The organism is Nostoc sp. UHCC 0251 (genome assembly GCF_034932245.1).
Taxonomy (GTDB): domain Bacteria; phylum Cyanobacteriota; class Cyanobacteriia; order Cyanobacteriales; family Nostocaceae; genus Nostoc.
Map to the genome: position 1 here is coordinate 15,460 of NZ_JAYGHD010000023.1, position 26,654 is coordinate 42,113.

The following is a 26,654-nucleotide window of genomic DNA, read 5'->3' on the forward strand; positions in this document are numbered from 1 at the left end:
GCATTCAAACATTTAGAAATTTACGGATAGGATCTGTTGCCTGGAGTAAAGTTAGAGCAGTTGTTATCAATAAAAATTTTGTGACTGCATCTCCCTATCCAGGTTTATCCTGTTTACGGTAAATTACTGAAAAAGACTAATACTCATCTGGTTGAGAAATTGATTATGACTCCCAATGAAAATAATACCCAGTCAAATATTAACGAATTGTCTCCACATTCAGGTACACGATACTGGGGCGAAGTGGAGGTGATCGAGGAGGGAGAAACCTATAGAATTAGCCGTGTTGAAATTAAGCCCAGGCACGGAATTAAACCACAAATCCATTATCATCGCAATGAACATTGGGTTGTAGTTTCCGGTGTAGCAAAGGTGACATGTGGCGATGTGGAAATATTACTAAATCGAAACGAATCAACTTATGTTCCAGCAGCCACCCTACATAAGGTAGACAATCCTGGACATATTCCGCTAGTTATTTTGGAAATTCAAAATGGCGAATATTTAGGCGAAGATGATACTGAGCGTCCTTATGACTTAAATTTGGTCAAACCTGTAACTGAAGGTCAGTAAGGGCAAAGACGGGGGATGAGGGAGCAAGGGAGGCAGGGGAGGCAGGGGAGGCAGGGGAAGCAGGGGAGGCAGGGGAGGCAGGGGAAGCAGGGGAGGCAGGGGAAGCAGGGGAAGCAGGGGAAGCAGAGGGAGCAAGGGGAGATTAGGAAGACAGGGGAGAAGAGTTTCCCAATGCCCAATGCCCAATTCCCAATGCCCAAATTAAAACCACCCTTCTTGTTCCAGGGTTTCAATCAGCTGTAAACCACGGGGATCACCCACTCCTAACAGTGAAGCTTTAGCGTCTTCCCGGACTCCTAAATCTTGGTCTTCAGCAAAGGCTTGAATTAGGGCATCGATCGCTGTAGCGTAAACTACATTAGAAGGTAGCTCGCGGCACAGTTGACCAATTGCCCAAGCGCTGTTACTCCGTACTGCTGCCACGGGATCTTTGACTAAGGCTTCAATTAATGGTGGTATTGCCCCTATAACTGCTTCATAACCCACTTCTGCCATCTGTGCTAAGGCGCTAGCAGCCCACAAACGCACTGCGGAAATGTCAGTTCTTAGGGCATCTGCTAGGGGCGGTAAAGAACGGCGATCGCGACAGTTTCCTAAAGCCCAGACAACGCCTTTACGCACATAGCCATTCCAATCACTGTTTAGTTGAGCAATTAACGGAATCACTGCCTCTGAACTAGGATTACGTCCGAGGGCATAGGCTGCACTTACTCGGACTAAGGGGCAGGTATCGGTTAACAGGTGAATTAGATGGGGTGTAGCACGCGCATCTTCTATATCACAAAAAGCACGCGCCGCTAACATTCTTTGCTGAGGCTGGGGATTTTCCAGCAGGGCTAGCATCACTTCTGGATCTGGCTTTGCCACAACTGAATCAGCAGTTAGCGGCTCTATTTTATCTAAGGGGCTTTCTAGCTCCTCCCCAATATCGAGTAGGCTTAGATCGTCTTCGTCATACATAATTTCATTTCAATCCCTTTTCGGGATTAACACATAATCTCCTGCGCCAATAAGTTAAAGCTTTATAAGTATTAGTTGCGTAATTATACACTTTCTTTTCCCCTCGTTGAGTTTTATTCAAACGAGAAACGCCATAACTCAGACGCTAAAGTTATGTTACTAGCATCCTATAGTTTATTTTTCTGCACTCAGGAATTTTACCATCCACAGGGATTGGGTTTGATAACCTAACTGATTGTAAAGATTTAATGCGGGTTTGTTTGATTGAAAAACTTGCAGTCCAATCTGGCGATCGCCTCTTTCAATAGCCCAATTTTCTACATATCGCATTAAGGCTGTACCAATACCTTGCCGCCGATGTTCTGGTACAACGTAAAGGATAAAAATGTGAGCATGACGATTACCTTGGACTTGATCTATGGCATTGCCCACCCAGAGGCAAGCGATAGGGGAATGAGAGGCAGAGGGGCAGAGAGGCAGAGGGGCAGAGGAGAGAGATCCTTTATTGTTCCCCCGCTCCCCTGCTCCCCTGCTCCCCTGCTCCCCCTCCTCTTCTACCCACCACAAGGGCGTATCACTAGAAAAGTATTGCTTAACTGTTTGCTCTAAGTGGGAAAAATCCTCATTGGGAAAGAGATCCTGGTAAGTTCGCTGCATGAATTTAAACAGCAACGCTCGATCCAAAGTGGAACCACGGCGAATAATATACCCAGGTAGTAGTTGCTCAGACACTTCTAACGCTTATTAACTTAGCTAGCTAAATTATGTGCTGCTGGTGATAAATCAGTTGGAGTAGGTTGAAAACTTACCCCCAACTCTTCAATTGGTGCGGGTGCTGCCATATCGGACGGTAAAAAGATGCGGGCGCTTACTGCCACTAGGGCAAAGAAAAATACTAATACTGCAAGCAGTGGGGCGATGTATTGACGAAAAATAGCCATATTTTAATTGCAAGAAGCTAGGAACTTTTATGAGAACCTAGCTGAAGATTTGTGAAGTATTCTTGATTTATTTTAGCAATTTTCTGTGCATGGAAATGGGGAATTGGGCAATACTTCTCTTCCCCTGCTTCCCCTGCTTCCCCTGCTTCCCCTGCCTCACCTACTCCCGCTGGCGATCGCTCTCCAAGTCATCAAGTACTCTCTCGCAATACCAGTTCTCCGGCATCCCTGGATAAGTCTCCTTTGCCTGTTCAATTAACCGTTCAGCAGCGGCAACATCACCGGATAATTTAGCGATTAGCCTGTTTTTGAGATAGCTATCAGATCCACCATCATCTAACTGGTTTGGTATCCCTTGATTTATAGTTGATGGCGTTGATGGCCGAGACTGATCTCTCCGCAACTGCCAAAATAAAACGTAATAAAGTGTCCCAAAAATTAAAATTAGGCTGAGTGTTCCGAAAAATGTTAGGAGGTTAAATGCTAGAAATCCCAGAACTAACTGCGAGAGAACATAGCCAAGTAATAAACCAGTGAGTAAGAGGATGAATGTGCCGACAGCAATAACTACTTGATTCCCCATATATCCTCTTCTTCGTCCTCAAGTCCTGGTCTGGATACTGCCACTGGCTGAGGGTTCCAGGGGGCAAATACTGGTAATAGGAGTAGTCCTGGTATTGCGGCGGCGATGGTAATTAAGAAAAATACAGGCCAACCCGTACTTTGAGCGATCGCGCCTCCAGGGGCCGCCAGAATATCGCGGCTGACAGCCATTAAGCTGGATAACAAAGCATATTGAGTTGCAGAAAACCGCTGGTTACAAAGACTCATCAAAAAGGCAACAAAGGCTGCTGTCCCCAATCCACCACAAAATTGTTCTATGTTGATGGCAAGTACCATAGCTTGGTAGTTTTTACCGATGTATGCTAGAAAAAAGTAAGCTAAATTACTTACTGCTTGTAGAATACCAAAAACCCAAAGCGATCGATTGATGCCAATAGCACTCAAAATTGATCCACCGGCTAAAGCGCCGACAATCGTAGCAATTAACCCCATCCCCACTTGAATTGCCCCAATGTCGGTTTTGGTAAAACCAGTTTGCAGCAAAAAAGGCGTGGTCATATTGCTCAACAAAGCATCACCTAGCTTGTATAGGGTGATGAATGCCAGCATTAGAATAGCTTTAATAATCCCTTGACGCTGAAAAAATTCCTTAAAAGGCAAGATTACAGCATCCCTTAGAGAAGCTGGAGGGCTAATTTCCTTGGGTTCTGGTGCGAATAAGGTGGCAAGAATACCTATTACCATCGTCCCTGCCATAAACAAGTAAACCGATGACCAAGGCAGTTTATCAGCAAGCATCAAGGCTAAAGCACCTGCAAATAACAAGGCAATTCGATAACCTAAGATAAAAACGGCTGCACCAGCCCCCATTTCTAGTTTTTCTAAAACGTCGGTGCGGTAAGCATCAGCAGCGATATCTTGAGTTGCACTGATAAAAGCAATGACTATGGCGTTGATGGCTAGTAGTTGTAATGCTTGTTTGGGTTGTTGAAAAGCCATGAATGCGATCGCTATGATCAAAGCAATCTGCGTCAAAATTAACCAACCCCGTCGTCGCCCCAAAACTGGCAAAGTGAACCTATCCACCAAGGGTGCCCACAAAAACTTCAAGGAATAAGGCAAACTAGCAAGGCTAAACCAACCAATAGCGGCTAAATCTACCTTCTCCTCGGTCATCCAAGCCTTTAAGGTATTACCGATTAACAATAATGGTAAACCCGATGAAAAACCTAAAAATAATAAAGCCGCCATCTTGCGGCTACCGAAAACTCCCAGTAGCGATTTAATTTTCCTCATACTTTCAAATTTTTGCCTCTTTTGAGGAAATATCAATAAAATCCAACGAGGAAATCGAAAAGTATATCATCTAACTAGTACCTATAAAGGTTTGGATTATCAGAGCGGCAGCAGTTCCGATTAATTTCTATCAGAGATTGAAACTTGCCATAGCTGCTGTGTGATTTTCCGCAAACATAACAAACTACCAAGATTTACTTGGGTTAAATACAAATTCAGGATAACCTTATAGCGTCAGCGTTTTATTAACTTTCTTGAATTGGATAAACCTGATGTCCCTTGATTTCTACTTTGTGTGCAGCGAGGCATTTTTCCCAACCTTCACGCGTACCAATGTCGCTTTTTTGGTTAAGCAGCCCTAATTCCTGTTCTTGTTGGGTGAGTTTAGCAAATTCTTCGTAGCGTGGGTAGTTGCTGGTAACAAATGTTTCCTTACGGTGCAAAATTGGCGGATTTGCCCTAGTTTCGTAGTCTCGGTGAGTGACGAATAGGGTTTTTAAATCAATACCTATACTGGCTTTTAAAGCTGGGTGGGGATCAGTGTCGAAGTCAGGGTAAAACAGATAGGATATTTGTGGCTTATCAGTGTGATATTTGATCAACGTTGCTCCATCTACGCGCCCAATGGTGCGGCTAGCGCAGCCTTCACAAATTCGCAGTAACGGATCAAGGGCTGCTAATGCCGAAACATGGACGTAAAGCGCACCGCGCGTGTGCTTACCAATTTTGCTTTTTTCGCAAGCAGTTTGAATCACCCCAGGTTTACCCAAGCTGAAAAGCTTTTGATCGGCTACAAGGCACGCTTCTTCATAGCTACTAAAAAAGGCTTTGATATCGTGACGCATTTCTGCTGCTAGCTTCTGCCATGCAGGGCGTTTATCAAAGTGAGTTAGGGCAAGATAAACTTGAATATCCAGAGAACGACGGTAAGCGATCGCATCCCATTCAGCCTCATCAGTTGCTTGCAAAACTACACCGAAGGCACGGCGAAAGTTACCAAATTCGCTTAGTAATTCCTGTTCATTTTCCAATTCGCCTTTCACAGGTAGTCTACCGCGCTTAGTAAAGAAAGCCATGAGTGGTTGTAGCTGTTCTTGATAGTCTTCAAACCGCTTAATAGGAATGCGGACTCGCGGTGTAGAAGTCGCAGAAAAAAAGCGGATAGCTTTGTAACTTTCTTTTTCCGCTTCATCTCGAAAAACAAAGTAAACGCCTAGTGCTATGGGTACTGCATCTACATTTAGGACTTCATCAATATAAGTTTTGAGTTCTTGTTGTTCGTAATATTTCTGAAAAGTATTGCGGCGCGTCACAATGCCATCATTGTAAGCAAGTTGGGTTTTACTAGGAGCGTTAATCAGGATTTGAGCCGCGACAATTAAAACTTTCCCGGTGAGTTCCCAGGCTTGGATCAAGCTTTGACGGCGTTCCTCTGAGTCTTCAATAACATTGAGGACATAACCCAGGTTAACTACATCGGCTGGGGTGCGTGGTACATCAGGATAGTAGTAAGGGTCCCAGCCTGTGCTGGTGTAGCCTAAGTTTTTTACTCGCTGCACATCACCACCGTAGCCGCAGCCGTAGTCAAAAAAAGTGGTGTCTTGATTGAGGATTGACCCTTCTATAGCCAATCGTACAGGGCGAGATATATCAATGCGAGCGATCGCAGCTCTATGACGCTCAATTTCTAGCGCTTCAGGCATAATATTAGTTGTTAGTTAACAGTGAACAGTTAACAATCAACTAATATCCTTTCAATTTTTAACCGCCAGTTCAATTAAATCTTCAATTTTCTTGATATTTGGATCGCCTGCTAAGTAACCAATACCGCGATGTAAATGTAAGCGGAATTGAGTGGCGAGGGTTTCTTTGTCGGTGGGATAACCGTCATTGTGACAGCGTTGCTTGAGGGCGAGGAGGAGTATATCGGACATTTCCCCGCCAAAAACGCGCCAACTCATTTCGACGTTGCTATCCTGGGGAATTGGGACGGGGGAGGGTGTGGTTGATTCTGCGAGGGAACGGCAAAACGCCCAACGGCATAGGATATTCCATTGGTCGATTTTGGTGCTGCGCTTAAGTTTGGTAAGTTGGTCTTTGGCTGTTTGAGAGAGTTTTATTCTTTCAATGGGTGATTCCATTATCTTCCTAAAAATTGAGGTAATTTTCGTTCATAAACCCAAACAGTAGCGAACCGCAGTTTCAACTTCAAGCATTTTGGAGTCAGAAATCTTGCCAGATGGATCAGCAGGAAAGCGATTTGGATCTAAAGAACGAATTTGAAAACATAAAAACACTGTTTCTAGTCGCAATCCACTGTCACTTGGAGATACTCGTATATTATTTGGATAATCGTGCCTAATATTTGTTCCTTTCGTACCTACAACTACAGTTACAACCAAAGGTAATTGGTTGATAGCGTCTATAGATAACACTAAAACTGGTCGTGTTCCTGCTTGTTCTCGCCCACGCACTGGATTAAGATTTATAAAATAAATTTGTCCTCTCTCAATGCTCACCACTTTGTTAAACCCTTTTTTAACCCATCCCATCCATTTCTGTAACAGCAAATTCATTATTTATAGAGGCAATTTCTGCCTGTATATCTAAATCATTAGCCATTGCAGCTAGTTGTTCATTCATATATTTAACATCAGTAAAGCTATCTGATATTTGCTTCTTTTCTTGCACTTGTATTGTGATAAGTTCTAAAACCCATTCTAGTTCTTCTAATGACAAAGCACGTAGGTCACGCTCTATTTTTAGTAAATGTGGTGAGTTCATAATTGCTTATCTACTTTCCAAAGGCCGTTATATATATTGTAAATATCTAGAGTTAGAAAAATCGTGAGCCGCCAATTTTTTAACAATATCTACTACCAGAAATATCCTGGTTGGATAGTTGTTTGGCGGGTAGTGGAGTCATATTTAAGCAGATATTCACGAGCGATCGCTTCATTTTCTCGCAGTGTTTCCACTTCTTTCTTGCCAATCTCAGTATCCGTAGATAACAAAATTACTTGATGGCTGGCGGATGGAAAGTAACGTTCAACTAAGTTACTGCGGTGAGAGGAGTCTAGTCTACCTAGTGGCGTATCGATTGCTACTGGTAGGCGGTGTCCAGAGACTTTGGCTAAACCCCAGAGGAATGCGATCGCAAGTAGTTGTTTTTCGCCTGCTGATAAACGATGTTTAGGAACTGGTTTACCATTTAAATCGTAAAGCAAAAGGCTAAAAGTCTTAGTATCAATAGTGATGCGATGCACTAAGTCTGATTTATGGAGCAGATAAAGGAAGCAATTTTTAACTTCCTCCTCTAATTTATTGAGTTTTCGCAGAGTTAATTTTTCACGAAAAATCTTAAGTGTGTTTTGAACTTTAGCCGCAGAGGTAATAATATGTTCGCTATTTTTATGCTTAATATTTTCTACAGTATAATCACTTAATTCTCTTTTTGACTTAGCAATAATAGTTTCTAATTCAGCTAAACGACGGCGGATTGTTTCGTAATTAGCTTTAGCTTCAACAACTTGATTTTGTGACGCTTCTAGTGCTTGACGCAGCTTTGTATAATCTTCTGGTGCTGCTGCTGTTTGCACTTGCCTTTCTAGAGTATGAATTTCTTCTTCTTTATTTTTCAGAATAGCTAATTTTTCTTTCGCAGAAAGTTTAGAATTTTGTAAATGATATATGAGATTATCTAGCTGGCTTAAAGTTTCATCATCAGCTAATAACCAAGGTGTTTCTGTCTGGAGAGTTTTTGCATATAAGCTATCGGCATCTTGGATTAAAAATGATTGGATTTTTTCAACTTCTATCGGAGAAATTTCGACTTGATTTAGCCAAGTGAGTAAGCGCTGATCTCGTTCAATTAACAAGTCTTTAGAAATTTCTATCTGTTGATGGCGAAATTCTTTTTCCCCCTGTACTTGCGCCTGATTAAGTAAATTGGGAATTAATGCCAGAGGTAAAACATCAGCCGCTAATTCACACATTGACTGACGTACTTGTTCAATTTCCGCAGTTTTTGTATTTTGTTGTAGTTCTAATTGATTGCGTTCGGCTGCAATCTTCCCACCTTCAGAAATAAATTTATCAATGGCTTCTTGCTGCTTTTCTTCTAACTCTTCTACCTGATTTTTGAGAATTTCTACTTTCTCTTCTGTGGTTTGATAATCTTCTTGCTGTTGGGTTAACCTAGTTTCAATTTCCTCTAGGTTTGCTAAATCCTTAGTATTACCAACTTCTTTAAGTTTACGGTTAACTAAAATATCTAAATCAACTGCTAAACGATCTGCTAACTCTAGCCCTAAAAGTCCGCGTATTGCGTCTACTACAACTGGTGGTGGTGTTTCTTGTTCTGCGAGTTCTTTAACTTGTTCACCATCAAAGAGAAATAAGTTAGAAATCCCTAATGGCAAAAGATTTTCAATATATTCATCCCATATATTAACTAAAGCATCAGGCCATGTATCACTGTCACCTAAAATACCTAATGTATCTTTACCGTCTTTAGGATTTTTTGTCCAACTACGGACAACACGGTATTTTATTGGCTTATCGTTTTCAATATGTTCAAAAAGCAACTCAATCCGGGTGTCTGCAACTGGATCAATTTTATTGTTGACACATTGATTTAGAAAATCGCTATAACTTAAATTACCACGGGTAGAACATTGGGCACGAGCGCCATAAAGAGCGAGACGAATGGCATCCATAAGCGTGGTTTTTCCGCCGCCATTCATTCCACCTAAAAGGATAATTGGGTGTGAGTTTTCCTCATCAATTTTTGGGTTAAGATTGATTACCTGTTTTCCACTGTAGGGGCCAAAGTTTTGTAGAACGAGTTCAAGAAATATCATTGATTTTTAAGATTATTAAATAGTAGGAAAAGAAATATTGGGCGAATATGATTCACAGTTACACAGGCAAAGTTTATTAAGATACCGAGCGGAGTTTATAAGATACCGGGCGAATGGAATTCGCGGCTACACAGGCAAAGTCCGCCTTCGCGGACTAAATTCGTATATAATTGTTGGTTTACTTGGGAGTTAGTTCCCAGGTGGGGATGATTGATTTTTGGCTATGATGGGCAGCTTGGTTTCTGATGTAATTGGCTATATTATCAATGGCATCATGACTCACTGTAAAAGCCCCATAACTACCTTGCCATTTAAAAAACTCACCGGGCTTGATTTCGTGGGTGATGAAATGTGACGAACTTCCCTTAATTTGTTTAACCAATTCAGAGATACTGATGGTTGGCGGAAAACCCGTTAGCAGATGAACATGATCTTCAATACCGCCAATAGCAATTACGGTACACTTTAACTGCTCGGATTCCCGAATAATTGCTCCGTAAACTTGCTTTTGAATATCAGGCGTAATTAGCGGCAATCTATCCCAGGTTGCCCAAACATAATGCAAATACAATTGTGTAAAACTTGCTCTCATTTCTCTTTAACCCACGAAGGTGGGTTTCGTCTGTGTAGCCGCGATTTCCAATCGCCCGGTATTCATCCGGTATTCGCCCGGTATTCTATTATTCTTATGAATCTTTCTTTTTAAATTTCATACTTGCCCAAGTTACCTCTTCATCACTTTCACTTTTACCTTCATCGACTTCATTGATTGCTGCAACATCACCCAAAGTCATCTGCTTCACTTTTGCAACATCACCTTGACTAACTGCTTCGCTTAATTCGCGTTTCAAACGAGCATTTTTAATCGCATCTTCTGGAGAACGTGAACTCGTATTAAAACATTTTTCTAGGGTTTCGTATATCCCTACGCGACGAGTCTTTTTGCGGTACTGGCGTTCTGTGTCTAACAATTTCGCCATGAGTTCCAAGTGCATCGCGTCACCTTCACAGATTTCTTCTAATACTATCCATGCATCACGGCCTAGTAGGCTATAGTCTGCACCAGGACGGGGATCTTGAAATTCTTCGCCTGTCACTTCTTGATAAATCCGGGGTAAGCTATCATCAAATTCGTGTTTTTCTTCTAGCCAAATCCGGCGGATTTCGCTCATTTCTTCTAGAGTAATTAGGGTGATATCGCGCATATTTTCTGGCGCTGTCCGACGGGTTTTTGTTTGCGCTTCTAATAATTGTCTAAGCCAATATTCTCGCCAATATTTGATATAGGGGCCAGGTATTGGTTCAACAGAATGTTTTCCATCTTTATTTCGCTCAAAAAGCTGAACATCTCCCCAAATTCTTCTAAAGTCTCTTTTATCTCGATCATCTTGAATATCTAGTTCATTACGGATATCTAATAATGGCTGCATCCATTCTTTTTCTTCATCATTTTGGATCATCGCCTCCATTGATTTATCCTTATTCACTAATGTGCAAACCCAGCAGCCAAATCGAGAATCACCACAGCTAGGAGTAGAAGTATCAACAACTAGTGGACATTCATTATCGGCTGTTGCACCTCGATACATAGCAAATAATTCTTTATTACTTTGTCCCCAAGGATTATCCCACTGATTCAGGTATATCCAGACATCGTTATTACTCCAGTCTTCAATAGGGGTATAGATTAAGGAGTTGGGTAGGCTGGCATTAGGACTCAGGCGATCGCGTACTCTATCAACTTGATGCTTTTTCATTGTGGCAGCACGTTTGACGCTTTCGGCTTTGCGAGTACCCAATACAAGAATTGTTTCACCGTTAGCTCTAACTATTTCACGGATGAATTGATTAGCAGGATTAATTTTTAAGCGTGGTGTACACCAGCGAAACTGGTTACGGGGTGCTGGATATCCCTTACCAATAAGATTTACCCAAAATGTATCTTCAATTACTGGTTGTAGTAAATGTGGATCAATTGGCATCCCCTGTCTTTTAGCAGCTACCTTGAGATTCTGCATGGATTTGCGAACCCAAGCAGATACTACAGGATTTTCTACCTGAGTATCGGTTGTAATTACATATATAGTTTTAGTTCTTTTTTCTGGAGGAAGAGTTGCGATCGCATTCCATACAAGCTGCAATACTGTACTAGAATCTTTTCCCCAAGACACGCCCAAAACCCAAGGTATCTCATCTAAACAATACAATTCTTGAATTTCAATGTTGAGAACTTGGATGTAGTCCACTAACTCTGCTACAGTACGTGTTTGCTGGTTTTTATTTTCTGCTTGTTGTGCTGTAGTCATTTCTCCTTCTCTCTGGAAACACTGGCGTAATATCTGGGCAAATAGAATTCACGTCTAGATAGACAAAACCCATCTCCGTGGGTTTAAGAAAAGTTTTTAAAAACTTTACTACTAATATCCAAATTTTTGGATAATTAAACGACATAATCTTATTCTGTTTTTAAAATTTAACATGAAAGATAGTGCATCTGACCCAACTGCTGACATCGCTAGAGAGTACCTAGAACGAGAAAACAAGGAAAAACAGGTACTAGCTTTACTCTTGGAGAAGTTTTTAGGGAGAAAAGATCAGATTCTCGTTCAGAAAACCGAGATGGGTGGTACGGAGGCTTATGTTAGTTCTGTTACCTTGGAATGGTTTGCAGGTCGGGTTCACTTCGCCTCTGGCTTACCTTTGTTTCAAAAAAAGTATAATCCTGAAACTGATAATGTCGAGATTGACGCGGATAGTATTGATGAAATTCAGCAGCGTCCCCTTGATTGGTCACGTCAAGCACCGCTAGTGCAATATTTAGCGGCTAGACAAAATCACAAGTTTCCGCCAGTGCTAGTAGTAATTAATCAACCGTGGGTGGATAATCCTAAAGCTGCCGAGTGGGATAGCGAAGGACGCGCCACCAAGTCTACTACTGATTTTATACCCTTAGATAAAGACGCTAAAGTAGGTCTGCTAAATATTTCTGAGGATGATGTAACCATTTATGCACTAGATGGTCAACACCGATTAATGGGTGTACAGGGGTTGATGGAGTTAATTAAAACTCGTAAACTCCAGCGCTATAAGAAAGATAAAGGTGCTGATGACAGTTTTATTACAGTCAATGATTTGATAGAAAAGTACCAAGTAGACCTTGCTTACTTACAAAATTTACCCAAGGAAAAAATTGGTATTGAGTTCATCTGTGCGGTAGCGGCTGGGGAAACTCGCACTGAGGCGAGGCGGAGAGTGAGATCGATTTTTGTTCATGTCAACCTTATGGCTGCACCCTTGACTAAAGGGCAACTAACACAGTTGAATGAGGATGATGGTTTTGCGATCGTTGCTAGAAAAATTGCAGTTACACATCCACTATTAGAACAACGACAAGAGCGCAATCCTCGTGTTAATTGGAATAGTGCAACAGTGGCTTCCAATTCTACAGTTTTGACAACTTTGCAAGCTCTACAAGATATGTCTGAGCGATATTTGGTTCATAAGTTTCCTCACTGGAAACCTTTGGAGAAAGGTCTAATTCCCATGCGTCCAGAGGATGAAGAACTTGAGCAGGGAATTGAGGAATTTAAAAAGCTATTTGATTCTTTGGCTAGTCTTTCCAGTTATAAGATTTTAGAACACGAGGATACACCAGCTTTACGGCGCTTCAGTTTTGAGAAAGATGGAGGTGAAGGAAATATGCTTTTCCGTCCAGTTGCTCAAGTTGCATTAGCACAAGCTTTGGGAATTTTGGTTTTTAAAAAAGGTTTTTCCTTAGCAGATATTTTTAAGAAACTGCGAAAGTTTGACCAGCAAGGTGGTTTTAGTGGTATGGAATATCCCCAATCTCTCTGGTATGGGATTTTGTATGATCCAAATAAAAAACGGGTGCAGGTTGCTGGACGAGATTTAGCGGCGAAATTATTGGTTTATATTCTGGGTGGAATTCAGGAACAGATGGAACGTGCTGAACTTCGTAAGGCTTTAGCAGATGCTAGGACTGTTGAAAATAAAACTATAGGTTTTGATGGCGAGTTTGTTGAACCGAAAGCCGTAGGACTTCCACATATTCTCAACTAGCAAAGTTAAGTAGGGATTTTGCAGTGTGGTTTTTACCGATGCTACAGTCCATAAGGGTTGCATATCATGTTTGCTAACATCTACTAATTTATATTAGGTATTTATATGGCTCAACCGATTGAGGACGACAATAATAGCATTTCTCCTCAGATAAAAGCTCAGTTTAGCTCCTTTATTGAGCCATTTTTCTCACAATATCATCGCGATCGCTGCTATCCAGGACTGATTTTTCAGCAGGGAAAGCGAACAATGCTGCAAATTAATGTACCTGCGAGTGACTTTTCTGGTCTTCTCCAAGCTAAACCATCCACTGGGAATGATCCTGATTCTGGTAAAAATCGCCCAGAGGTTAAAGGTCATGCTGATGAAATTAAAAAATATATTGTTGACCGTTCTAGAAAAGAAAAACCTTGGATTGTCGGAACTTTGACCGCGAATGTAGCTCCAAAAGACATCACAATTCTTGAACTGGGTAGGGGTATTTGTCTAGTTGTTATTCGTCGTGGAGTCAAGTTGGATATAACTGATGGACAACACCGTAAACGTGCAATTCACGAATTGATAGAAAGTACTGAAAGCCACTTAATCAGTGATGATGATTTTGCAATTACTCTAGTTTTAGAGGGTGATTTCCAGCAGTGTCAGGCAGATTTCAGAGACATGGCTCAAACAAGACAACTAGATAAATCATTGTTATTATCATTTGGGGAGTTCTCTGGTCGAGTTGGCATTACTAAAGAGTTAATAAAACGAGTGCCAATGTTTCAGGGTAAAACAGAGAAGATTAAATCAAGTCCTGCAACTAAACAAAAGCTGATTTACACAACCAATTTTATAGCTAGGTTTGTCAGTTGCATTTTTACTAACGATCCAGGTAATCAGCTTAGAGATTATGATGTTTATCAAGCATCTGATGCTTTAGTTATTTGTCTTAATAGATTTTTCTCAGAATGTAGTAACACTGAGTATATTGCTGATACAACTGTTGAAGAACTAACAATAGATGAAGTCGCTGCATTTAAAGAAGATTGTATTCTAGGTATAAGCGTTGGATTGGAAGTTTTAGGGCGTTTATTGCACTATATATATGATCCAGAAAACAATTATTTTAATGAAGAAAAAATTTCACAACTAGCACAGCTAGATTGGTCAAGAGAAAACCAACTTTGGAAGGATAACGTAATTAGAATAGATGCCCAACCTAAAAATACAGACAAGCCATATAGAATATCTGCTACTGTTAGTGCAGTAACAGATGCAGTCAAAACAGTAAAAATTACACTGGGATGGATGTAAAATTATTGCTTTTAAGCATTACTTAAAAATCAAGATAGGAATTTGGTTAGATCAAATTCCTCATCTTGTTGCTCTGTATTAGTTCTCTCATAACTAAGAATCAATAAAAGTCGCTCTGAATAGTCTACTGCTCCACGCAGTTCATTTTGTATAATCTCTAAACCAGCATTAGCATACTCTTCAAAAATATGAATGCGTTGCTCGTCAGCTGCATTATCATCATCTATAATTTTAATATTTTCTGTTTCGGTAATAGCCAACAAATTAATTAATAGAGTGAAGCTGCTAGTAAAATAGTCTTGTCGCAGTGGGGATAAATCTTTAGAAATTACGTCTAAAGGAATGCGCTTTTTATTTTTAACGCCCAGTGCTGCTGCAAACACCATAACTTCTACATAAGTTTGAAAAGGCCCAGTTGTGTCTTTTGATGCGACTAGAGATTTCACTAACTCAGCCTTATCTTTAGCAACTCTGATTCTGTTTGCAGCCATTGTTTTAATATCTACATTGTTGCTATTTTAACCGAAAGTTAGAAGCGATAGTAATTATCGACGCATTATTTTATACTAGTATGTGGGCGATCGCTAAACAAACAAATTATCCACTAACATAGTCCATCCTGGCACTGCGGGTTCAGCTTCGGCTACCTCATCACGGCGATACACTTGCGGTTCTTCAGGATTACTAGCGCAATATACTTTGATAACTTCCTCTTTGAGTACATCTACATCCCAAACTACCAACGTACCAGCCGCAAAATAATCACGGCGTTTACTAGCCATTTCTTCCTCAGCTTTATCACCGTAATCATTTTCACTTCGCACCTCAGCAGCAAACATAGGCGCACCATTAAGAAACTTCCCGCCTGTAGGTTTGCCAGTATAAAACGCAGCATCAGGACTTAAAGAACGGCGGTTAGGAAGATTGACAATAAAACCGACATTATCAGGCAAAGCATAACCACTTTTTTTCAGACGTTCATAATCCCGTAAACTTGCATAAATTTCACCACCTGCACGTCCTGGTAAAAATCCAGTTGGAGACATCAGCACCAATTTTCCATTGACAATCTCTGCTTTACAATTGTCAGGTAAATGGTACAAATCTTCAATAGTTGCTTCAGTTTTAATACTCATAAAATAACTTCTAATTAGTTAGATATAATCTCAATTTTTCATCTTCTCTTCCCTCTGCTTCCTCCGCGCCTCTGCGGTTCGTTTCTCCAAAATTTATATTGCAAACTGAACATCCTCATAAACCAAAGAAATAGGAAATTTAAAATCAACACTAGTTAAATGAACTTCATCCCCTTCTTCATAAGGATGTAACTCCCAGAGTCCTCTATCATTTAAGCGGAAACAATCTAAACTAATTTTTTCAGCATCGATGAGGACGTATTCTTGCAAAGTCTGAATGCGACGATACCGCGTAAATTTTTTACCTCGGTCGTAAGCTTCTGTGCTAGGGGAAAGAACTTCAACAATTAAACAAGGATATTGGAGAAATTCAATAGCTTGTTTGTCCCGTTCATCGCAACTCACCACAACATCGGGATAATGAAAAGGCCCCTTCTCGGATACACCTACTTTCGCATCCGCCATAAAGGGAAGACACTCACTCCCTCTTAGATGAATTTTTAACGCTGAAGCTAAGTTTAAAGCAATAGTTGTATGGGGAAGAGTACCCCCAGTCATGGCGAAAACTTCACCATCAATATATTCATATTTAATTTCTTGGCGTTCTTCCCATTCCAGATATTCTTGGGGAGACATATAATTTCTGTCTGGACTCGCAACCATAACTTTATTCCTCTCTTTTCTCAAATGTAACCAAGAAAAAACCTTTGCGCCTCTGCGTCTTTCCGTGAGTAATTACCCATTCCGTTCAACTGCGATAATTTCCGTATATTCAAACTCGTTCGGACTTTGTTTCACCAAAGGATATCTTTCTTCACCCAACTCAATATAATCTTGTTCGCAATCCGGCTTAGAAGAATAATACGTAAGCACATATTCTCTACCAATTCTATCTGTCATTTCTACTTCAACTTCACCCCGCCACTGGGTTTTGGTTACTAAAACTATCAACTGATTCGCTAATTGGGGAATTGTCTTCGCAATGTGTCGCCGCGAACTTTCATCCAAACTACCAAACGGCGAATCCATGACAATTGGGAAAGTACTACTATCGGGAATCATCATCATTTTCCGTTTCTTACTCCATTCCCGTACTTTATCTATAATGCTGGCAATAAAGGATAAACTGAGAATTTGATTTTGCCCAGTGGATGCTGCAACTAGTGCTTCTATACCTGTGGTATTTTCTACTAATGTCAGTTCATATTTTTCGCTAATTTTAGGAATGTATGGAGTTACAGAAATTTCTGTGAATATCTCTTGTACTCGCTTTTCTAGTTGCAGGCGAAATTGTTGTTCTTGACGATTTTTAACTTCTGTTAACCGTTCGATTGCATCTTGAGTAGCATTAATTCGTCGCTGCGCTAAAGTTTGGTTGTCTTCATTCAGTTTTTGTTTGGCAATTTGTTTGTTTAAACCTTCAATTTCAGTTGTGAATTGAGCAATTTGCTGCTGATTTGCACCTTGTTCTCGATTCAATTCATCAATTTTACTTTCAATTTCGTCTAACCGTTTTTGCAAGCTGCTAATTTCTTCATTAGCATCCTTTCGCAACCGTTCTTGAATATTGTCTAAATCGCCTTCAATTTGAGATATGTTTTGTCTTAACTGATTAATCCTAGTTTGTTCTCTATCAACTTCTTCCCAAAATCCGATGGCTTGTTTATCAATTTCATCTACTTGAGCTATCATCCGAATTGCAGTTTCTTCCACTACCGAAGAACCTGCTCTATTTAACCAGGTACTCACATGAGTATGAGAATGATTACCCTCGTGTAATTCTGCACCACAAATACAGCGTTGAGAATTGAGTAAATCACTGACGAATTCCCGCGAAATTCCTGATGTTAACTCGCCTCGCTGTTTTAAATCATTGATAATTCCTCGAAACTGTGCTGTAGTTTGTGACAATAAAACTGTATAACCTCGCGCCGAAATAACTTTTTTCAGCGCTTCTTTCGCTTTTTTATATTCTTCTTGATTCGCCGCTTTTTGCGATTCTAAATCCTGACATCTTTCTTGCAATTCTTTCGCAGCGCTCAGTTCTCGCAAACGGTTACTTGTTTCTTTTTTGAAAGTTTGTTGATATTCTAACTCTTCTCTAATTTCCGTTTGTCGTTTGCTAATACGTTCCCGTTCTCGCTCTATCTTTTCTTGCTGTCTTAATAGCTGTTTAGTTTGGGAATCACCAATGGCTTTTAACTCATTTTCTAGAGTTTTTTTAGCATCTCCCAAATGTTTGATAGAACGGTTGATTACTTCCACGCCCAAGAAAATTTTTATAGCTTCGGCAATTTCCGCTTTTTTGTCAGAACGGACTATTTGTTCAATTCGTTCGCCGTCAAAGAAAAAATATTGATGTAAAGTGGCGGGTAGAATTTGATTAATTATATCCTCTAGTTGCTGTTCTTGGATCTTCCAGTTGCCATCGTCATCGCCAACCCATATATATAATTGAGTTTTGCTAGCATCAAAATCACCTTCGTTTTTATAACCCCGACAGAGGCGTTTAACTCGATAGCGTTTACCTTCGTGTTCCCAGCCAATTTCTACCCAACATTCTACAGCGTGACCTTTTGGAGTTTCGGCGATCGCACGTTTATTTACTAACTGTTCTATCGATGCAAACGCTGCACTAAATTTCTCATATAATACCCAAGTAAAGGCATTTAGTAAACTGGTTTTTCCAGAGCCATTATTCCCATAAATAATCGTTGTGTTGTGAATATCTCCACCAGCTAAAAGCATCTCTGGTGTCTTACCATAAAAGGAGCGAAAGTTGCATAGCTTGATTGAAGTTAGCTTCATCGCACCTCTTCCTTAATAATTTTCAAAATATTCTCATTTATATGGGTGTTAGTTTTCTTATCTAACCTACCTTTTTCCTCCTTCCATACCCGCTCAATAATTCGCCGTACCTCTGGCGGAGCGCTGTTTATTGGCTCTTGCACATCATCGATATTCGCATCTTGTGACATCTTCGGTTTGGAAATATAGATTTTCTATATTTTAACTTTCTCTAGTACTGCATTTACCTCCGTAAAGCCACTGTTAGCGTTATCTTTAATTTTGTAAAAACTATTTTTTAAATTTATACTTTTCTTTTAAAAAAGACTTTATTATTGAATTGTCTTCTGTTATTATTAATATTAACAATCTAGATCATAATGGGATGTAAGTGAAATTTTTAAAGCCACTTACATCCCATTATGATCAAACTCATAATTTTATTATTTCATACTTAATGCTTGTTTTTTCAAAACTCGAAAAATTTTACAAAATAATACAACTATATAGTTCATCATCAAATATCTAATAAACCATATCGCTTTTGTAAATCAAGTAACTTCATTCTTGCTTCGCCTGCGTTATCAGCTAAATCAGCAAACTCCACAAAGCGACGCAATTCCTTTTTCAATAAATTACGTTCGACTTCTATAGTTTCTCTATCTAAATCTGGTGGCAAAACAATCATGTCAAATATAGTGGCGCGTTCCTTAGCAGGATGAGGACGTAAAACTCGCCCCCGTCGTTGAATGAATTGGCGAGGATTTCCAGAACTAGATAAAATCACCGCAGTTTTAATCGCCGGAATATCGACACCTTCATCTAAGCAACGAATTGCGACTAAACCTTGCAACTCTCCACTTTCAAATTGATGGCGCAAAAGTTCTCGTTCTTGTAAAGTTGTTTGGGCTGTATAGGTGCTTACCTTGTATCCCAAATCCACTCCCAAAATTTTAGCAACAGCTTTAACTTGGCGTAGAGATGAACGTTGTCCCGCATCTTGGGAACCATCACTACAATAAAAAAGTGTGTGAGTACTTTCGCGGCGAGTAATCATTAAATCTCGCAAAGCATTTAATTTATTTTCCGCCGCCCCAATCAACCTTGCTCTTTGCATCAACAACGGTTTTAAATCTTCATTATCTTCAAAACTTCCTGCTTGTCCATTTTCTCGATCTCGATAAAGTAGCGATCGCCCAATTCTTTTAGTCAACTTTAAATAGGCAATGCTTTCGGCTTCAGTTAACTCCACCAACACCGGATAATACAGATAATGTACCAAAGCACCTTGAGCGATCGCATCCCTCAAAGTAAACTCTGGCTGGAGAACTGGGCCAAAATAATCAAATAGAGATTGCGTACCAAAATCATCAAAATATCTCTCCGGTGTGGCAGATAAAGCTAGTCTCAACCCAACACTACGCGGCAAACTTTCTTCTAACTTAGGTGCGCCTAAATTATGCGCCTCATCACCAATAATTAAAGTTTTGGCGGGGAAATATTTGAGTTGAGACTGAAAACCATCTCCAATTAAAGTGGAGTTCGTAGTAATCACTGTGACAAATCGTTGAGAACCAGAACGCAGATTATAAATTTGCGTCGAAAGTTGACTTTGCCAAGTGCGTAAATTCTCAAAAGCTAAAATGGGTTGCAAATTAAATTTTTCGCATTCTCGCGCCCATTGGGTAACGAGATGGCGATAGGGACATACCACCACCAGAACTTGTAACTTAATCTGCTGGTAGAGTTCACAAGCGATCGCTAATGCAGTAATAGTTTTACCACTACCAGTAGCCATTTTCAGCGTCCCTCTGCCATTGTTGGTAAACCAGCTAGCGATCGCTTGGCGCTGATATTGCCGCAATTGCAGAGACGGAGGCATTCTTGGGCATCCTGGTAATGGTTGCGGAGTGTAATAACTGCCTTTACTTTCCCTTGCAAACGGTAATTTCAACCGGAAAGTGGGCAGTTGCTCCACTGAATTTTTCGTCAGGTACATATATTAAGCACAAAGGTAGTCATGAACCCTAATTAATGGGCATTGGGGACTGGGCATTGGGCATTGGAGAAAGACTTACTACAACTTCTCTTCTGCTCCCATGCCCCATGCCCCATTCCCCATTCCCCAATTCAGTTGTAACCACGCCAAACACCAATGAGTGAACCCTGCACCTGTACTTGCATCGCACTGACTTCGATGGGATTGTACTTAGGATTTGCTGGTTTGAGGGTAACGCGATCGCCTTGGCGATAAAAACGTTTTAATGTTGTACCAAATCCATCAACTCTAGCGGCGACGATAGTACCATTTTTTAAATGATTTGGTTCTGCTACTGGACGCAGAAATACCACATCGCCATCAGTAATTAAATCTTCAATCATGCTATCCCCAGCTACGCGCAAAGCGTAGGTTTGGGGAGGTAAATCGAAATTAGAAAAGTCTAAATGATCTACAGCATCAGTAAATGGTTCTATTAAACCACCAGCAGCGATTGTCCCCAAAATTGGTACACCTTGCTTCACAGGACGCAAAATCCGAATCGTTCGCGCTTGTCCTTCAGTCCATTCAATATATCCTTTAGTGCGTAAATGTTCTAAACGACTTTGAATTGGTGCTGGTGACTTCAAGTTCATCGCTTGCATCATTTGCCTAATTGAAGGCGAATGCTGGTGCGTTCTGATGTATTCTGCCAACCATTCGTAAAGTTCTTGTTGAGCTTCCGTTAGACGTTCCATAAATTTCTGGGAAGTAATTATAAATGTCTCTAGAACATTAGTACTACAAAAAACTCCCCATAACAAGAGAAAAGTAAAAATATGAAAGGCAAAAGTAAAATTATTTTCTTCTCTTTTGCCTTTTTGACAAATAAGAATATTATCGGTTACAGGTTAAAGCTTACAGGTTATAAGGAAGAAAACTATACCCTGTCCCCTGTGCGCTATTCCCTTACTTTGCCCCTAAGATACTGGCAAGCAAGGCTTTTTGCGCGTGGAGGCGATTTTCCGCCTGTTCCCAAACTCGTGATTGAGAACCTTCAATAACTGCCTCAGTAATTTCTTCACCTCGATGGGCTGGTAAGCAGTGTAAAACAATTGCCTCTGGATCAGCAAGGCTCAATAGCTGCTCCGAAATTTGGTAAGGCTGGAAAATTGGCATCCGATTATCGGCTTCAGACTCTTGCCCCATACTTGCCCAAACATCAGTATAAAGTACATTAGAACCCTTAGCTGCTAATTCTGAATCGTGAGTGACAAGGACTTCAGTTTTGTTATTAGCGATCGCTCTTGCTTGTTCTACAATCTTAGAATCTGGCTCATATCCGCTAGGGGTAGCAATTCTGACATTCATTCCCACCAAAGCACAGCCCAACATCAGAGAATTAGCCATATTATTCCCATCACCCACGTAGGTTAAAGTTAACCCCGCAAGGGTGTTAAAGCTTTCTTGAACCGTTAATAAATCCGCCAATACCTGACAAGGATGTTCTGCATCGGTAAGCGCATTAATCACCGGAATCTTGGCATAGTGAGCAAAAGTTTCTAAATCTTGCTGGGCAAAAGTGCGAATTGCCAAAATATCCAGATATCGGTCTAACACCCGTGCCGTATCCTGTAAAGGTTCCCCGCGACTAACTTGAGTGACATTAGGGTTGAGATCAATAACCTGTCCACCAAGTTGGTACATCGCCACAGTAAAACTTACCCGTGTGCGAGTTGAAGCTTTGGAGAACAACAACCCCAAAACTTTATTACACTGCAACTTCAGTTGTTGTGATTTAAGTTGGGTTGCCAATTGTAGGAGTTCTTGAACTTCCGTAGGACTGATGTCCGCTAGACTTAATAAATCTCGTCCGAGCAATGCTGCCATGCTTATAATCTGTAAAAAATAATTATATATTTCTGTCCCTTTATTCAGCCGTGTTCAGAAAATGCAGTTTTAGAATTGCACTAGATATTTTTGCACCCAACCCAGGATTTGAGTTAGCTTTTGCCGTGCATATTAATTTACCAACTTTATTAGCGATCGCAATCACTACAATTGCAACGCCAACTCAACCATCTAGCCATACAAAAGCAGCCATACTGCCCAAATCTCTCGTCTTCTAGCCTAATTTAGCAACAGGAAGATATTTTTTAGCAATTACAGCTAGACAAATAAATTGATTATGGTACAATAAGAAATTGTGGTTGCTACTTGAGAGTAATCAAAAAAATTGCCAGCATAGCACAGTGGTAGTGCATCCGACTTGTAATCGGAAGGTCGCGAGTTCAAATCCCGCTGCTGGCTTTAAAAAATATACATAAGAATTTAAGTTGTCGATTGTGTACGGTAATCCACCACATTAGCAATCTACTGGAGTGCGTCATGTCCTAAAGATTGTGGAAGTAAAGGAAAGGACAAATTGAATGACCATCCTCCAGAATATCTTCAAGTTCAAATGACACAACTTAAACCTTTTATGTAAAATTAACCTAATTTTTATACATATACAGTCAAACAGATTAAAATAATACATCTTTTGTGTAGATGGAGCCTATACTAGCATCACTGCATTTTTATATCATTAAGTATTGTAAGCTTCCTTTGTGGTATAAACACTTCTACTAACAAGAAAGTGACATTTAATTTGTGAAATTGATGAAAATAGAGGTTTTTGCATCAAATAGAATAAGCCATATTTAATATTTTAGAATATTAGGTTTACGAGCCTAAATGTATGAAAAAAAGTAAAACTACTGTCGATTTTTAGAGGCTTATAATTAACTAAAAGCGATCTGATGAGAATATCAAGGGGAAGAACTTCGGTTAAAAGAAGCATTATGATGGGGAAGGAGAAACTAGTACCAGTATTTATGAATCTTCTAGCCGTCACAAGTTTTAATAGGCTGTCTCTTCATGTTCTGGTTGAACAGGCTCAGTCGGGACTTTTTATCGCATCAGTCCCAGAGTTGCCTAATTGTACAGCTGAAGCCGAAACCTGTGACACAGCGATCGCAGCCGTACAGGAGCAAGTTAAAGCTAGACTGGCAAATATTGAGGTGCTAACCCTAGAAGTGGCGAATAATCCCTGGACAGATTTTATTGGGATGTTTGAGGGTGATGAAGAGTTTGCGGATCTGGCTCAAGAACTGCGTATTGAGCGCGAGTTAGATATAAATAGCACTGTATGGGCCTTTGGCTGTTAGATACAAATCATGTGTCGCTGTTATTAGAACGTTTAAACGATAAAGAATTGGTGCGATCGCACCAACTCCTCACAATTTTTATCCTTGTTATTGGTTTAACCAAGTCTCTAAATCAGCAACATTAGAAAAGTCTAGTAATGCTTCTCCTAAATTTTCTAATTGTTCAATCGATAATCCTTTAATTCGCTCGATTAATGATTCATTAATTTCCCCAACACGTCGATTGATTTGACGTATAATTAAATGTTGTTCTCCTTCCTGCCTTCCTTCCTGTCTTCCCTCTTGTTTGGCTTGTTCTCTGTCTCTTTGATAAAGTGGTTCTAATCGCATAACTAACTCCCTATCATCTGTTTCTAATTCTTGATTTACTCTCAAGTTTTCGCGCAAGTTGTAAACTAATTCCAGGGTTGCTTTTTGGTATGGATGATTTAATGGTAACGCTTGCAACTCAATAATCGCTTGCGATTGCACGCTTCCCCTACCCAAAAGCCTCAACCATAACGTTTCCGGCATCTGTGGTAATTGATGTATCGCTACAATTGCTGTCCGCAAGGCATCTGCGAGAAAATGTACTCCTGATAACCAACCTTCTTTTTGCATAGTTCCAAAGCTAGACAATCTAGATGAGATTCTATATCTAACTTCTGTGTCATAGACTTCACCATACTTTTTTGAAAGTTCTTGAATTTTTTGATGAAGTTGCTCACGCACTTTTGGTAAAGGTTGGTTAGAAAGAGCCTGTTTAATCTCTTGCATCATGTGAGAAACGGCTATATTCCCATCCTCATCGAACATTTGCCAATCTTCTACTTGCATAGTCTTAAGTTTTTTCTATTTTGTTATCATATATGGTAACAAAATAGAAAAGAGAAGTTATCATAAAAGTTAATAAAGTTCTGCTCCCTGACCTGTGATAATGGAAATCATGGGAAAAGCAGGACAAGCACTCAGACAGGTTTTAGAGTCGTACAGCATCAGCCAAAGCCAACTGGCGACAGGTTTAGGTGTTGATCGTCCGATTGTCTTCCGTTGGTATCATGAAAAAATTGATCCCACTGCTGAAACTGTTGCAGACATTGTTAAGGCGTTAAATAAGATTAATCAATCAGCCGCCAATGATTTCATTCAAGTATTTTTAGGAGATTTAATCTTATTTAAAAATCAAATTATAAGTCGGGATTTACCACTTTCAGATAAAGTTGATGTTACAGTTTTATCTCAAATATTTAATAATATAACTAACTCTTACAAGTACCTTTATTTTTTATCAATATTAGACATTCTAAAAAGAAGGAATTTTGATACTTTATCGCCTATTAGCTTTCGGGAAATAATTGTTGAGATGTTAGCTACTGCTTGGTATCCTCACAATTATTTTAAACTATCTTTTGGTAAGCAAGACCAAATTGCTAATAAATTAGATGCTCTTGATATAGAAATTACAGAACCAATTTTAAAGTTTAAAGATACAGATAAAAAACTTTTGCGTGTGTCTATTAATAATCAAAATCTTGATGATATTGTTATTTCCATTAATGGCTATGTATCTTATCGTTTAATTCGTCCTTTCTTTTCTCAAGAAACGAGAGGATTAAAAGATTATGATGTTAACCCTACTATTATTAGTTTAGCTAACAATCAATTTGATACTAAAAAGCCCTTATATTACTTTAACGCTGAAGATCAGAAAAATTGTAACGCCATTATTTTACATCCCGATTGGATTCAATATTTAGAGGAAAATTACGCAATAGTTAGGGGTTGGGCATCTTGGGAATGGTTGAATTATATGCAGCAAAGAAATCCCAGTACTCCTAATGTGGTTAATAAATTATTTATGCCGCAAGAAAGGGATTCTTTAACAGAACAGAAGAAATATTGGAAAACTGTTTTAGAATATCAAGATATTGAATGTATTTATTCTAAGGTTCTCTTAAATAAGAATGAAATTTCATTAGATCATTATCTGCCTTGGTCTTTTGTAGCTCATAATCAACTATGGAATGTAATTCCAACTACAAAATCTGTTAATTCTTCTAAATCTAACAATTTACCATCCGAAGAATATTTTCATGCTTTTGTAGAATTGCAACATCGCGGTTTAACTATTGCCTATCAAAACATATCTAAAAATCAATGGTTAAAATATACTGAGTCATTTGTATCTGAATTAAAAGTTAGCCAAGCTGATGATTTATTAAATTTAGAGGTTTTGAGTAAGGCTTATAAAACAACAACTCAACCTTTAATTTCTTTAGCAACTATACAAGGTTTTACTCCAAATTGGATTTATGTCTAAGAAACAATAAACCCACTTTAGTAATTTGGCTGGCATACAGTGAAGAACTTTGTGAACAAGCAGTTACAGAATTCCAAAAAGCCTGGGACAGTTTAGGCGATAACTTCGTTAAGCTTCGCTAACGCACCACCACCACTTACCGCTTCTGGGGCAACCATGAGTTAGACTTAGCACAAGCTCAAGATGGCTTAGTAGTAGCAGGATTAGCGAAAGTCTATCACGCCGCAAAAAAGAGTATTCGCTTTATTAATCAACTGGGTGTGCGTTGTTCATTGGTAATTATCGATGAAGCCCATCAAGCAGTTGCCGAAACCTATAAACTCGTCTTAGATGCTTTAGTCATCCCCTACGAAAAAACCGCCTTATTAGGTTTAACCGCCACACCGGGAAGGACTTGGGCTGATATTAACACCGATGCACAACTAGCAAAATTCTTCGCCCAACAGAAAGTTACAAAGAAAAGGGTGTGGGGTGGTGCGACTCGTTTGCGGTGAATTCATAACCCGCAGTGAGAACGTCAAGGCAGAACCTTGAAAATCTCATAACTGTTCCCAGGATGGAGGTGTAATCCCTCCCCTTCAAGGTTAGAAGTGACTCCCTATCTGTCCACACCGAGGTTAATCACCAGAGTGAAGCTGGAAGCAGGGCGGAATCAGTGCTAAATCAGATTAGG

27 protein-coding genes, 1 tRNA gene and 1 pseudogene are annotated in these 26,654 nt (G+C 39.8%); 8 read left to right on the plus strand and 21 right to left on the minus strand.

Translation table 11 applies throughout. The annotated features are described in order from the left end of the window. The first annotated feature begins 165 nt into the window (after window positions 1–165). Entirely contained in the window at window positions 166–573 is a 408-nt protein-coding gene (locus tag VB740_RS05035; RefSeq protein WP_323198965.1) for a phosphomannose isomerase type II C-terminal cupin domain, read from the plus strand. A gap of 201 nt (window positions 574–774) precedes the next feature. Here VB740_RS05035 and VB740_RS05040 read toward each other — a convergent pair whose 3' ends face one another. The 12 genes from VB740_RS05040 to dndC all read right to left on the minus strand — a co-directional run bounded on the left by VB740_RS05040 (window position 775) and on the right by dndC (window position 11,502). Continuing rightward, the gene (locus VB740_RS05040; RefSeq protein WP_323198966.1) at window positions 775–1,533 is read right to left on the minus strand and encodes a HEAT repeat domain-containing protein; all 759 of its coding nucleotides are present in this window, start codon (window positions 1,531–1,533) and stop codon (window positions 775–777) included. 174 nt (window positions 1,534–1,707) lie between these two features. After that, window positions 1,708–2,265, minus strand: a complete 558-nt coding sequence (locus VB740_RS05045) for a GNAT family N-acetyltransferase (protein WP_323198967.1) — start codon at window positions 2,263–2,265, stop codon at window positions 1,708–1,710. A 17-nt stretch (window positions 2,266–2,282) separates the two neighbouring features. Further along, window positions 2,283–2,474 (minus strand): hypothetical protein, encoded by a 192-nt coding sequence (locus tag VB740_RS05050; protein ID WP_323198968.1) that lies wholly within the window; start codon window positions 2,472–2,474, stop codon window positions 2,283–2,285. Window positions 2,475–2,634: 160 nt separating this feature from the next. Further along, complete coding sequence (locus VB740_RS05055) at window positions 2,635–3,057, minus strand: ABC transporter permease (RefSeq protein WP_323198969.1); 423 nt, start codon at window positions 3,055–3,057, stop codon at window positions 2,635–2,637. Next, on the minus strand, window positions 3,042–4,334 hold the full coding sequence (locus VB740_RS05060; RefSeq protein WP_323198970.1) for an AmpG family muropeptide MFS transporter: 1,293 nt from the start codon (window positions 4,332–4,334) through the stop codon (window positions 3,042–3,044). The genes VB740_RS05055 and VB740_RS05060 overlap by 16 nt, the downstream gene beginning before the upstream one ends. Window positions 4,335–4,579: 245 nt before the next feature. After that, window positions 4,580–6,037, minus strand: coding sequence for a DNA phosphorothioation-associated putative methyltransferase (locus VB740_RS05065; protein ID WP_323198971.1), 1,458 nt, complete (start codon window positions 6,035–6,037; stop codon window positions 4,580–4,582). A 51-nt stretch (window positions 6,038–6,088) separates the two neighbouring features. Then, window positions 6,089–6,475 (minus strand): DNA sulfur modification protein DndE, encoded by a 387-nt coding sequence (gene dndE, locus VB740_RS05070; RefSeq protein ID WP_094345020.1) that lies wholly within the window; start codon window positions 6,473–6,475, stop codon window positions 6,089–6,091. Between the two features lie 30 nt (window positions 6,476–6,505). Then, window positions 6,506–6,856 carry a type II toxin-antitoxin system PemK/MazF family toxin gene (locus VB740_RS05075; RefSeq protein ID WP_323198972.1) on the minus strand — a complete coding sequence of 117 codons (351 nt, stop codon included), beginning with the start codon at window positions 6,854–6,856 and terminating at the stop codon, window positions 6,506–6,508. A gap of 16 nt (window positions 6,857–6,872) precedes the next feature. Beyond that, on the minus strand, window positions 6,873–7,118 hold the full coding sequence (locus tag VB740_RS05080; RefSeq protein ID WP_323198973.1) for a hypothetical protein: 246 nt from the start codon (window positions 7,116–7,118) through the stop codon (window positions 6,873–6,875). Between the two features lie 92 nt (window positions 7,119–7,210). Beyond that, window positions 7,211–9,196 (minus strand): DNA sulfur modification protein DndD, encoded by a 1,986-nt coding sequence (gene dndD, locus VB740_RS05085; RefSeq protein ID WP_323198974.1) that lies wholly within the window; start codon window positions 9,194–9,196, stop codon window positions 7,211–7,213. Window positions 9,197–9,374: 178 nt separating this feature from the next. Then, window positions 9,375–9,788 (minus strand): IS200/IS605 family transposase, encoded by a 414-nt coding sequence (gene tnpA / locus VB740_RS05090; protein ID WP_323198975.1) that lies wholly within the window; start codon window positions 9,786–9,788, stop codon window positions 9,375–9,377. A 94-nt stretch (window positions 9,789–9,882) separates the two neighbouring features. Beyond that, the gene (gene dndC, locus VB740_RS05095; protein WP_323198976.1) at window positions 9,883–11,502 is read right to left on the minus strand and encodes a DNA phosphorothioation system sulfurtransferase DndC; all 1,620 of its coding nucleotides are present in this window, start codon (window positions 11,500–11,502) and stop codon (window positions 9,883–9,885) included. Between the two features lie 172 nt (window positions 11,503–11,674). Here dndC and VB740_RS05100 point away from each other — a divergent pair, with 172 nt between their 5' ends. Both VB740_RS05100 and VB740_RS05105 read left to right on the plus strand, forming a co-directional pair. Further along, window positions 11,675–13,276 carry a DGQHR domain-containing protein gene (locus VB740_RS05100; RefSeq protein WP_323198977.1) on the plus strand — a complete coding sequence of 534 codons (1,602 nt, stop codon included), beginning with the start codon at window positions 11,675–11,677 and terminating at the stop codon, window positions 13,274–13,276. 105 nt (window positions 13,277–13,381) lie between these two features. Continuing rightward, the gene (locus tag VB740_RS05105) at window positions 13,382–14,572 is read left to right on the plus strand and encodes a DNA sulfur modification protein DndB (protein ID WP_323198978.1); all 1,191 of its coding nucleotides are present in this window, start codon (window positions 13,382–13,384) and stop codon (window positions 14,570–14,572) included. 29 nt (window positions 14,573–14,601) lie between these two features. Here VB740_RS05105 and VB740_RS05110 read toward each other — a convergent pair whose 3' ends face one another. From VB740_RS05110 to argF, 8 genes are all read right to left on the minus strand, one after another. Further along, complete coding sequence (locus tag VB740_RS05110) at window positions 14,602–15,063, minus strand: DNA phosphorothioation-associated protein 4 (protein WP_323198979.1); 462 nt, start codon at window positions 15,061–15,063, stop codon at window positions 14,602–14,604. 93 nt (window positions 15,064–15,156) lie between these two features. Beyond that, window positions 15,157–15,708: a Uma2 family endonuclease gene (locus VB740_RS05115; protein WP_323198980.1), complete on the minus strand. Its 552-nt coding sequence runs from the start codon at window positions 15,706–15,708 to the stop codon at window positions 15,157–15,159. A 93-nt stretch (window positions 15,709–15,801) separates the two neighbouring features. Beyond that, complete coding sequence (locus tag VB740_RS05120; RefSeq protein WP_323198981.1) at window positions 15,802–16,371, minus strand: Uma2 family endonuclease; 570 nt, start codon at window positions 16,369–16,371, stop codon at window positions 15,802–15,804. A gap of 72 nt (window positions 16,372–16,443) precedes the next feature. Further along, window positions 16,444–18,516, minus strand: a complete 2,073-nt coding sequence (locus VB740_RS05125; RefSeq protein WP_323198982.1) for an AAA family ATPase — start codon at window positions 18,514–18,516, stop codon at window positions 16,444–16,446. Beyond that, on the minus strand, window positions 18,513–18,686 hold the full coding sequence (locus VB740_RS05130; protein ID WP_323198983.1) for a hypothetical protein: 174 nt from the start codon (window positions 18,684–18,686) through the stop codon (window positions 18,513–18,515). The genes VB740_RS05125 and VB740_RS05130 overlap by 4 nt, the downstream gene beginning before the upstream one ends. A gap of 326 nt (window positions 18,687–19,012) precedes the next feature. Continuing rightward, complete coding sequence (locus VB740_RS05135) at window positions 19,013–20,494, minus strand: DNA phosphorothioation system restriction enzyme (RefSeq protein WP_323198984.1); 1,482 nt, start codon at window positions 20,492–20,494, stop codon at window positions 19,013–19,015. A gap of 131 nt (window positions 20,495–20,625) precedes the next feature. After that, window positions 20,626–21,231 carry a transcriptional repressor LexA gene (lexA, locus tag VB740_RS05140; protein WP_012410809.1) on the minus strand — a complete coding sequence of 202 codons (606 nt, stop codon included), beginning with the start codon at window positions 21,229–21,231 and terminating at the stop codon, window positions 20,626–20,628. 211 nt (window positions 21,232–21,442) lie between these two features. Further along, window positions 21,443–22,363 (minus strand): ornithine carbamoyltransferase, encoded by a 921-nt coding sequence (argF, locus tag VB740_RS05145; protein WP_323198985.1) that lies wholly within the window; start codon window positions 22,361–22,363, stop codon window positions 21,443–21,445. A 50-nt stretch (window positions 22,364–22,413) separates the two neighbouring features. Here argF and VB740_RS05150 point away from each other — a divergent pair, with 50 nt between their 5' ends. From VB740_RS05150 to VB740_RS05160, 3 genes are all read left to right on the plus strand, one after another. Beyond that, on the plus strand, window positions 22,414–22,602 hold the full coding sequence (locus VB740_RS05150; RefSeq protein WP_323198986.1) for a hypothetical protein: 189 nt from the start codon (window positions 22,414–22,416) through the stop codon (window positions 22,600–22,602). 109 nt (window positions 22,603–22,711) lie between these two features. Further along, window positions 22,712–22,783 (plus strand) — tRNA-Thr (locus tag VB740_RS05155). A gap of 566 nt (window positions 22,784–23,349) precedes the next feature. Continuing rightward, window positions 23,350–23,682, plus strand: a complete 333-nt coding sequence (locus VB740_RS05160; protein WP_323198987.1) for a hypothetical protein — start codon at window positions 23,350–23,352, stop codon at window positions 23,680–23,682. A gap of 87 nt (window positions 23,683–23,769) precedes the next feature. On the opposite strand, the gene VB740_RS05165 is transcribed toward VB740_RS05160, so the two are convergent. Beyond that, on the minus strand, window positions 23,770–24,498 hold the full coding sequence (locus tag VB740_RS05165; RefSeq protein WP_323198988.1) for a DUF4351 domain-containing protein: 729 nt from the start codon (window positions 24,496–24,498) through the stop codon (window positions 23,770–23,772). Between the two features lie 100 nt (window positions 24,499–24,598). Here VB740_RS05165 and VB740_RS05170 point away from each other — a divergent pair, with 100 nt between their 5' ends. Together VB740_RS05170 and VB740_RS05175 are read left to right on the plus strand one after the other, a co-directional pair. Then, window positions 24,599–25,981 (plus strand): HNH endonuclease domain-containing protein, encoded by a 1,383-nt coding sequence (locus VB740_RS05170; RefSeq protein WP_323198989.1) that lies wholly within the window; start codon window positions 24,599–24,601, stop codon window positions 25,979–25,981. A 188-nt stretch (window positions 25,982–26,169) separates the two neighbouring features. Further along, window positions 26,170–26,475 (plus strand): annotated as a pseudogene (locus VB740_RS05175) (DEAD/DEAH box helicase family protein); the annotation flags it as partial. Window positions 26,476–26,654 lie beyond the last annotated feature (179 nt).

What these genes read in the sequence shown, in the direction of transcription:
- VB740_RS05035 (WP_323198965.1), top strand. Translation starts at nt 166, where the DNA reads ATGACTCCCAATGAAAATAATACCCAGTCAAATATTAACGAATTGTCT.
- VB740_RS05040 (WP_323198966.1), bottom strand. Translation starts at nt 1,533, where the DNA reads ATGTATGACGAAGACGATCTAAGCCTACTCGATATTGGGGAGGAGCTA.
- VB740_RS05050 (WP_323198968.1), bottom strand. Translation starts at nt 2,474, where the DNA reads ATGGCTATTTTTCGTCAATACATCGCCCCACTGCTTGCAGTATTAGTA.
- VB740_RS05055 (WP_323198969.1), bottom strand. Translation starts at nt 3,057, where the DNA reads ATGGGGAATCAAGTAGTTATTGCTGTCGGCACATTCATCCTCTTACTC.
- VB740_RS05060 (WP_323198970.1), bottom strand. Translation starts at nt 4,334, where the DNA reads ATGAGGAAAATTAAATCGCTACTGGGAGTTTTCGGTAGCCGCAAGATG.
- VB740_RS05065 (WP_323198971.1), bottom strand. Translation starts at nt 6,037, where the DNA reads ATGCCTGAAGCGCTAGAAATTGAGCGTCATAGAGCTGCGATCGCTCGC.
- dndE (WP_094345020.1), bottom strand. Translation starts at nt 6,475, where the DNA reads ATGGAATCACCCATTGAAAGAATAAAACTCTCTCAAACAGCCAAAGAC.
- VB740_RS05080 (WP_323198973.1), bottom strand. Translation starts at nt 7,118, where the DNA reads ATGAACTCACCACATTTACTAAAAATAGAGCGTGACCTACGTGCTTTG.
- dndD (WP_323198974.1), bottom strand. Translation starts at nt 9,196, where the DNA reads ATGATATTTCTTGAACTCGTTCTACAAAACTTTGGCCCCTACAGTGGA.
- tnpA (WP_323198975.1), bottom strand. Translation starts at nt 9,788, where the DNA reads ATGAGAGCAAGTTTTACACAATTGTATTTGCATTATGTTTGGGCAACC.
- dndC (WP_323198976.1), bottom strand. Translation starts at nt 11,502, where the DNA reads ATGACTACAGCACAACAAGCAGAAAATAAAAACCAGCAAACACGTACT.
- VB740_RS05100 (WP_323198977.1), top strand. Translation starts at nt 11,675, where the DNA reads ATGAAAGATAGTGCATCTGACCCAACTGCTGACATCGCTAGAGAGTAC.
- VB740_RS05105 (WP_323198978.1), top strand. Translation starts at nt 13,382, where the DNA reads ATGGCTCAACCGATTGAGGACGACAATAATAGCATTTCTCCTCAGATA.
- VB740_RS05110 (WP_323198979.1), bottom strand. Translation starts at nt 15,063, where the DNA reads ATGGCTGCAAACAGAATCAGAGTTGCTAAAGATAAGGCTGAGTTAGTG.
- VB740_RS05115 (WP_323198980.1), bottom strand. Translation starts at nt 15,708, where the DNA reads ATGAGTATTAAAACTGAAGCAACTATTGAAGATTTGTACCATTTACCT.
- VB740_RS05120 (WP_323198981.1), bottom strand. Translation starts at nt 16,371, where the DNA reads ATGGTTGCGAGTCCAGACAGAAATTATATGTCTCCCCAAGAATATCTG.
- VB740_RS05125 (WP_323198982.1), bottom strand. Translation starts at nt 18,516, where the DNA reads ATGAAGCTAACTTCAATCAAGCTATGCAACTTTCGCTCCTTTTATGGT.
- VB740_RS05130 (WP_323198983.1), bottom strand. Translation starts at nt 18,686, where the DNA reads ATGTCACAAGATGCGAATATCGATGATGTGCAAGAGCCAATAAACAGC.
- VB740_RS05135 (WP_323198984.1), bottom strand. Translation starts at nt 20,494, where the DNA reads ATGTACCTGACGAAAAATTCAGTGGAGCAACTGCCCACTTTCCGGTTG.
- lexA (WP_012410809.1), bottom strand. Translation starts at nt 21,231, where the DNA reads ATGGAACGTCTAACGGAAGCTCAACAAGAACTTTACGAATGGTTGGCA.
- argF (WP_323198985.1), bottom strand. Translation starts at nt 22,363, where the DNA reads ATGGCAGCATTGCTCGGACGAGATTTATTAAGTCTAGCGGACATCAGT.
- VB740_RS05160 (WP_323198987.1), top strand. Translation starts at nt 23,350, where the DNA reads ATGAATCTTCTAGCCGTCACAAGTTTTAATAGGCTGTCTCTTCATGTT.
- VB740_RS05165 (WP_323198988.1), bottom strand. Translation starts at nt 24,498, where the DNA reads ATGCAAGTAGAAGATTGGCAAATGTTCGATGAGGATGGGAATATAGCC.
- VB740_RS05170 (WP_323198989.1), top strand. Translation starts at nt 24,599, where the DNA reads ATGGAAATCATGGGAAAAGCAGGACAAGCACTCAGACAGGTTTTAGAG.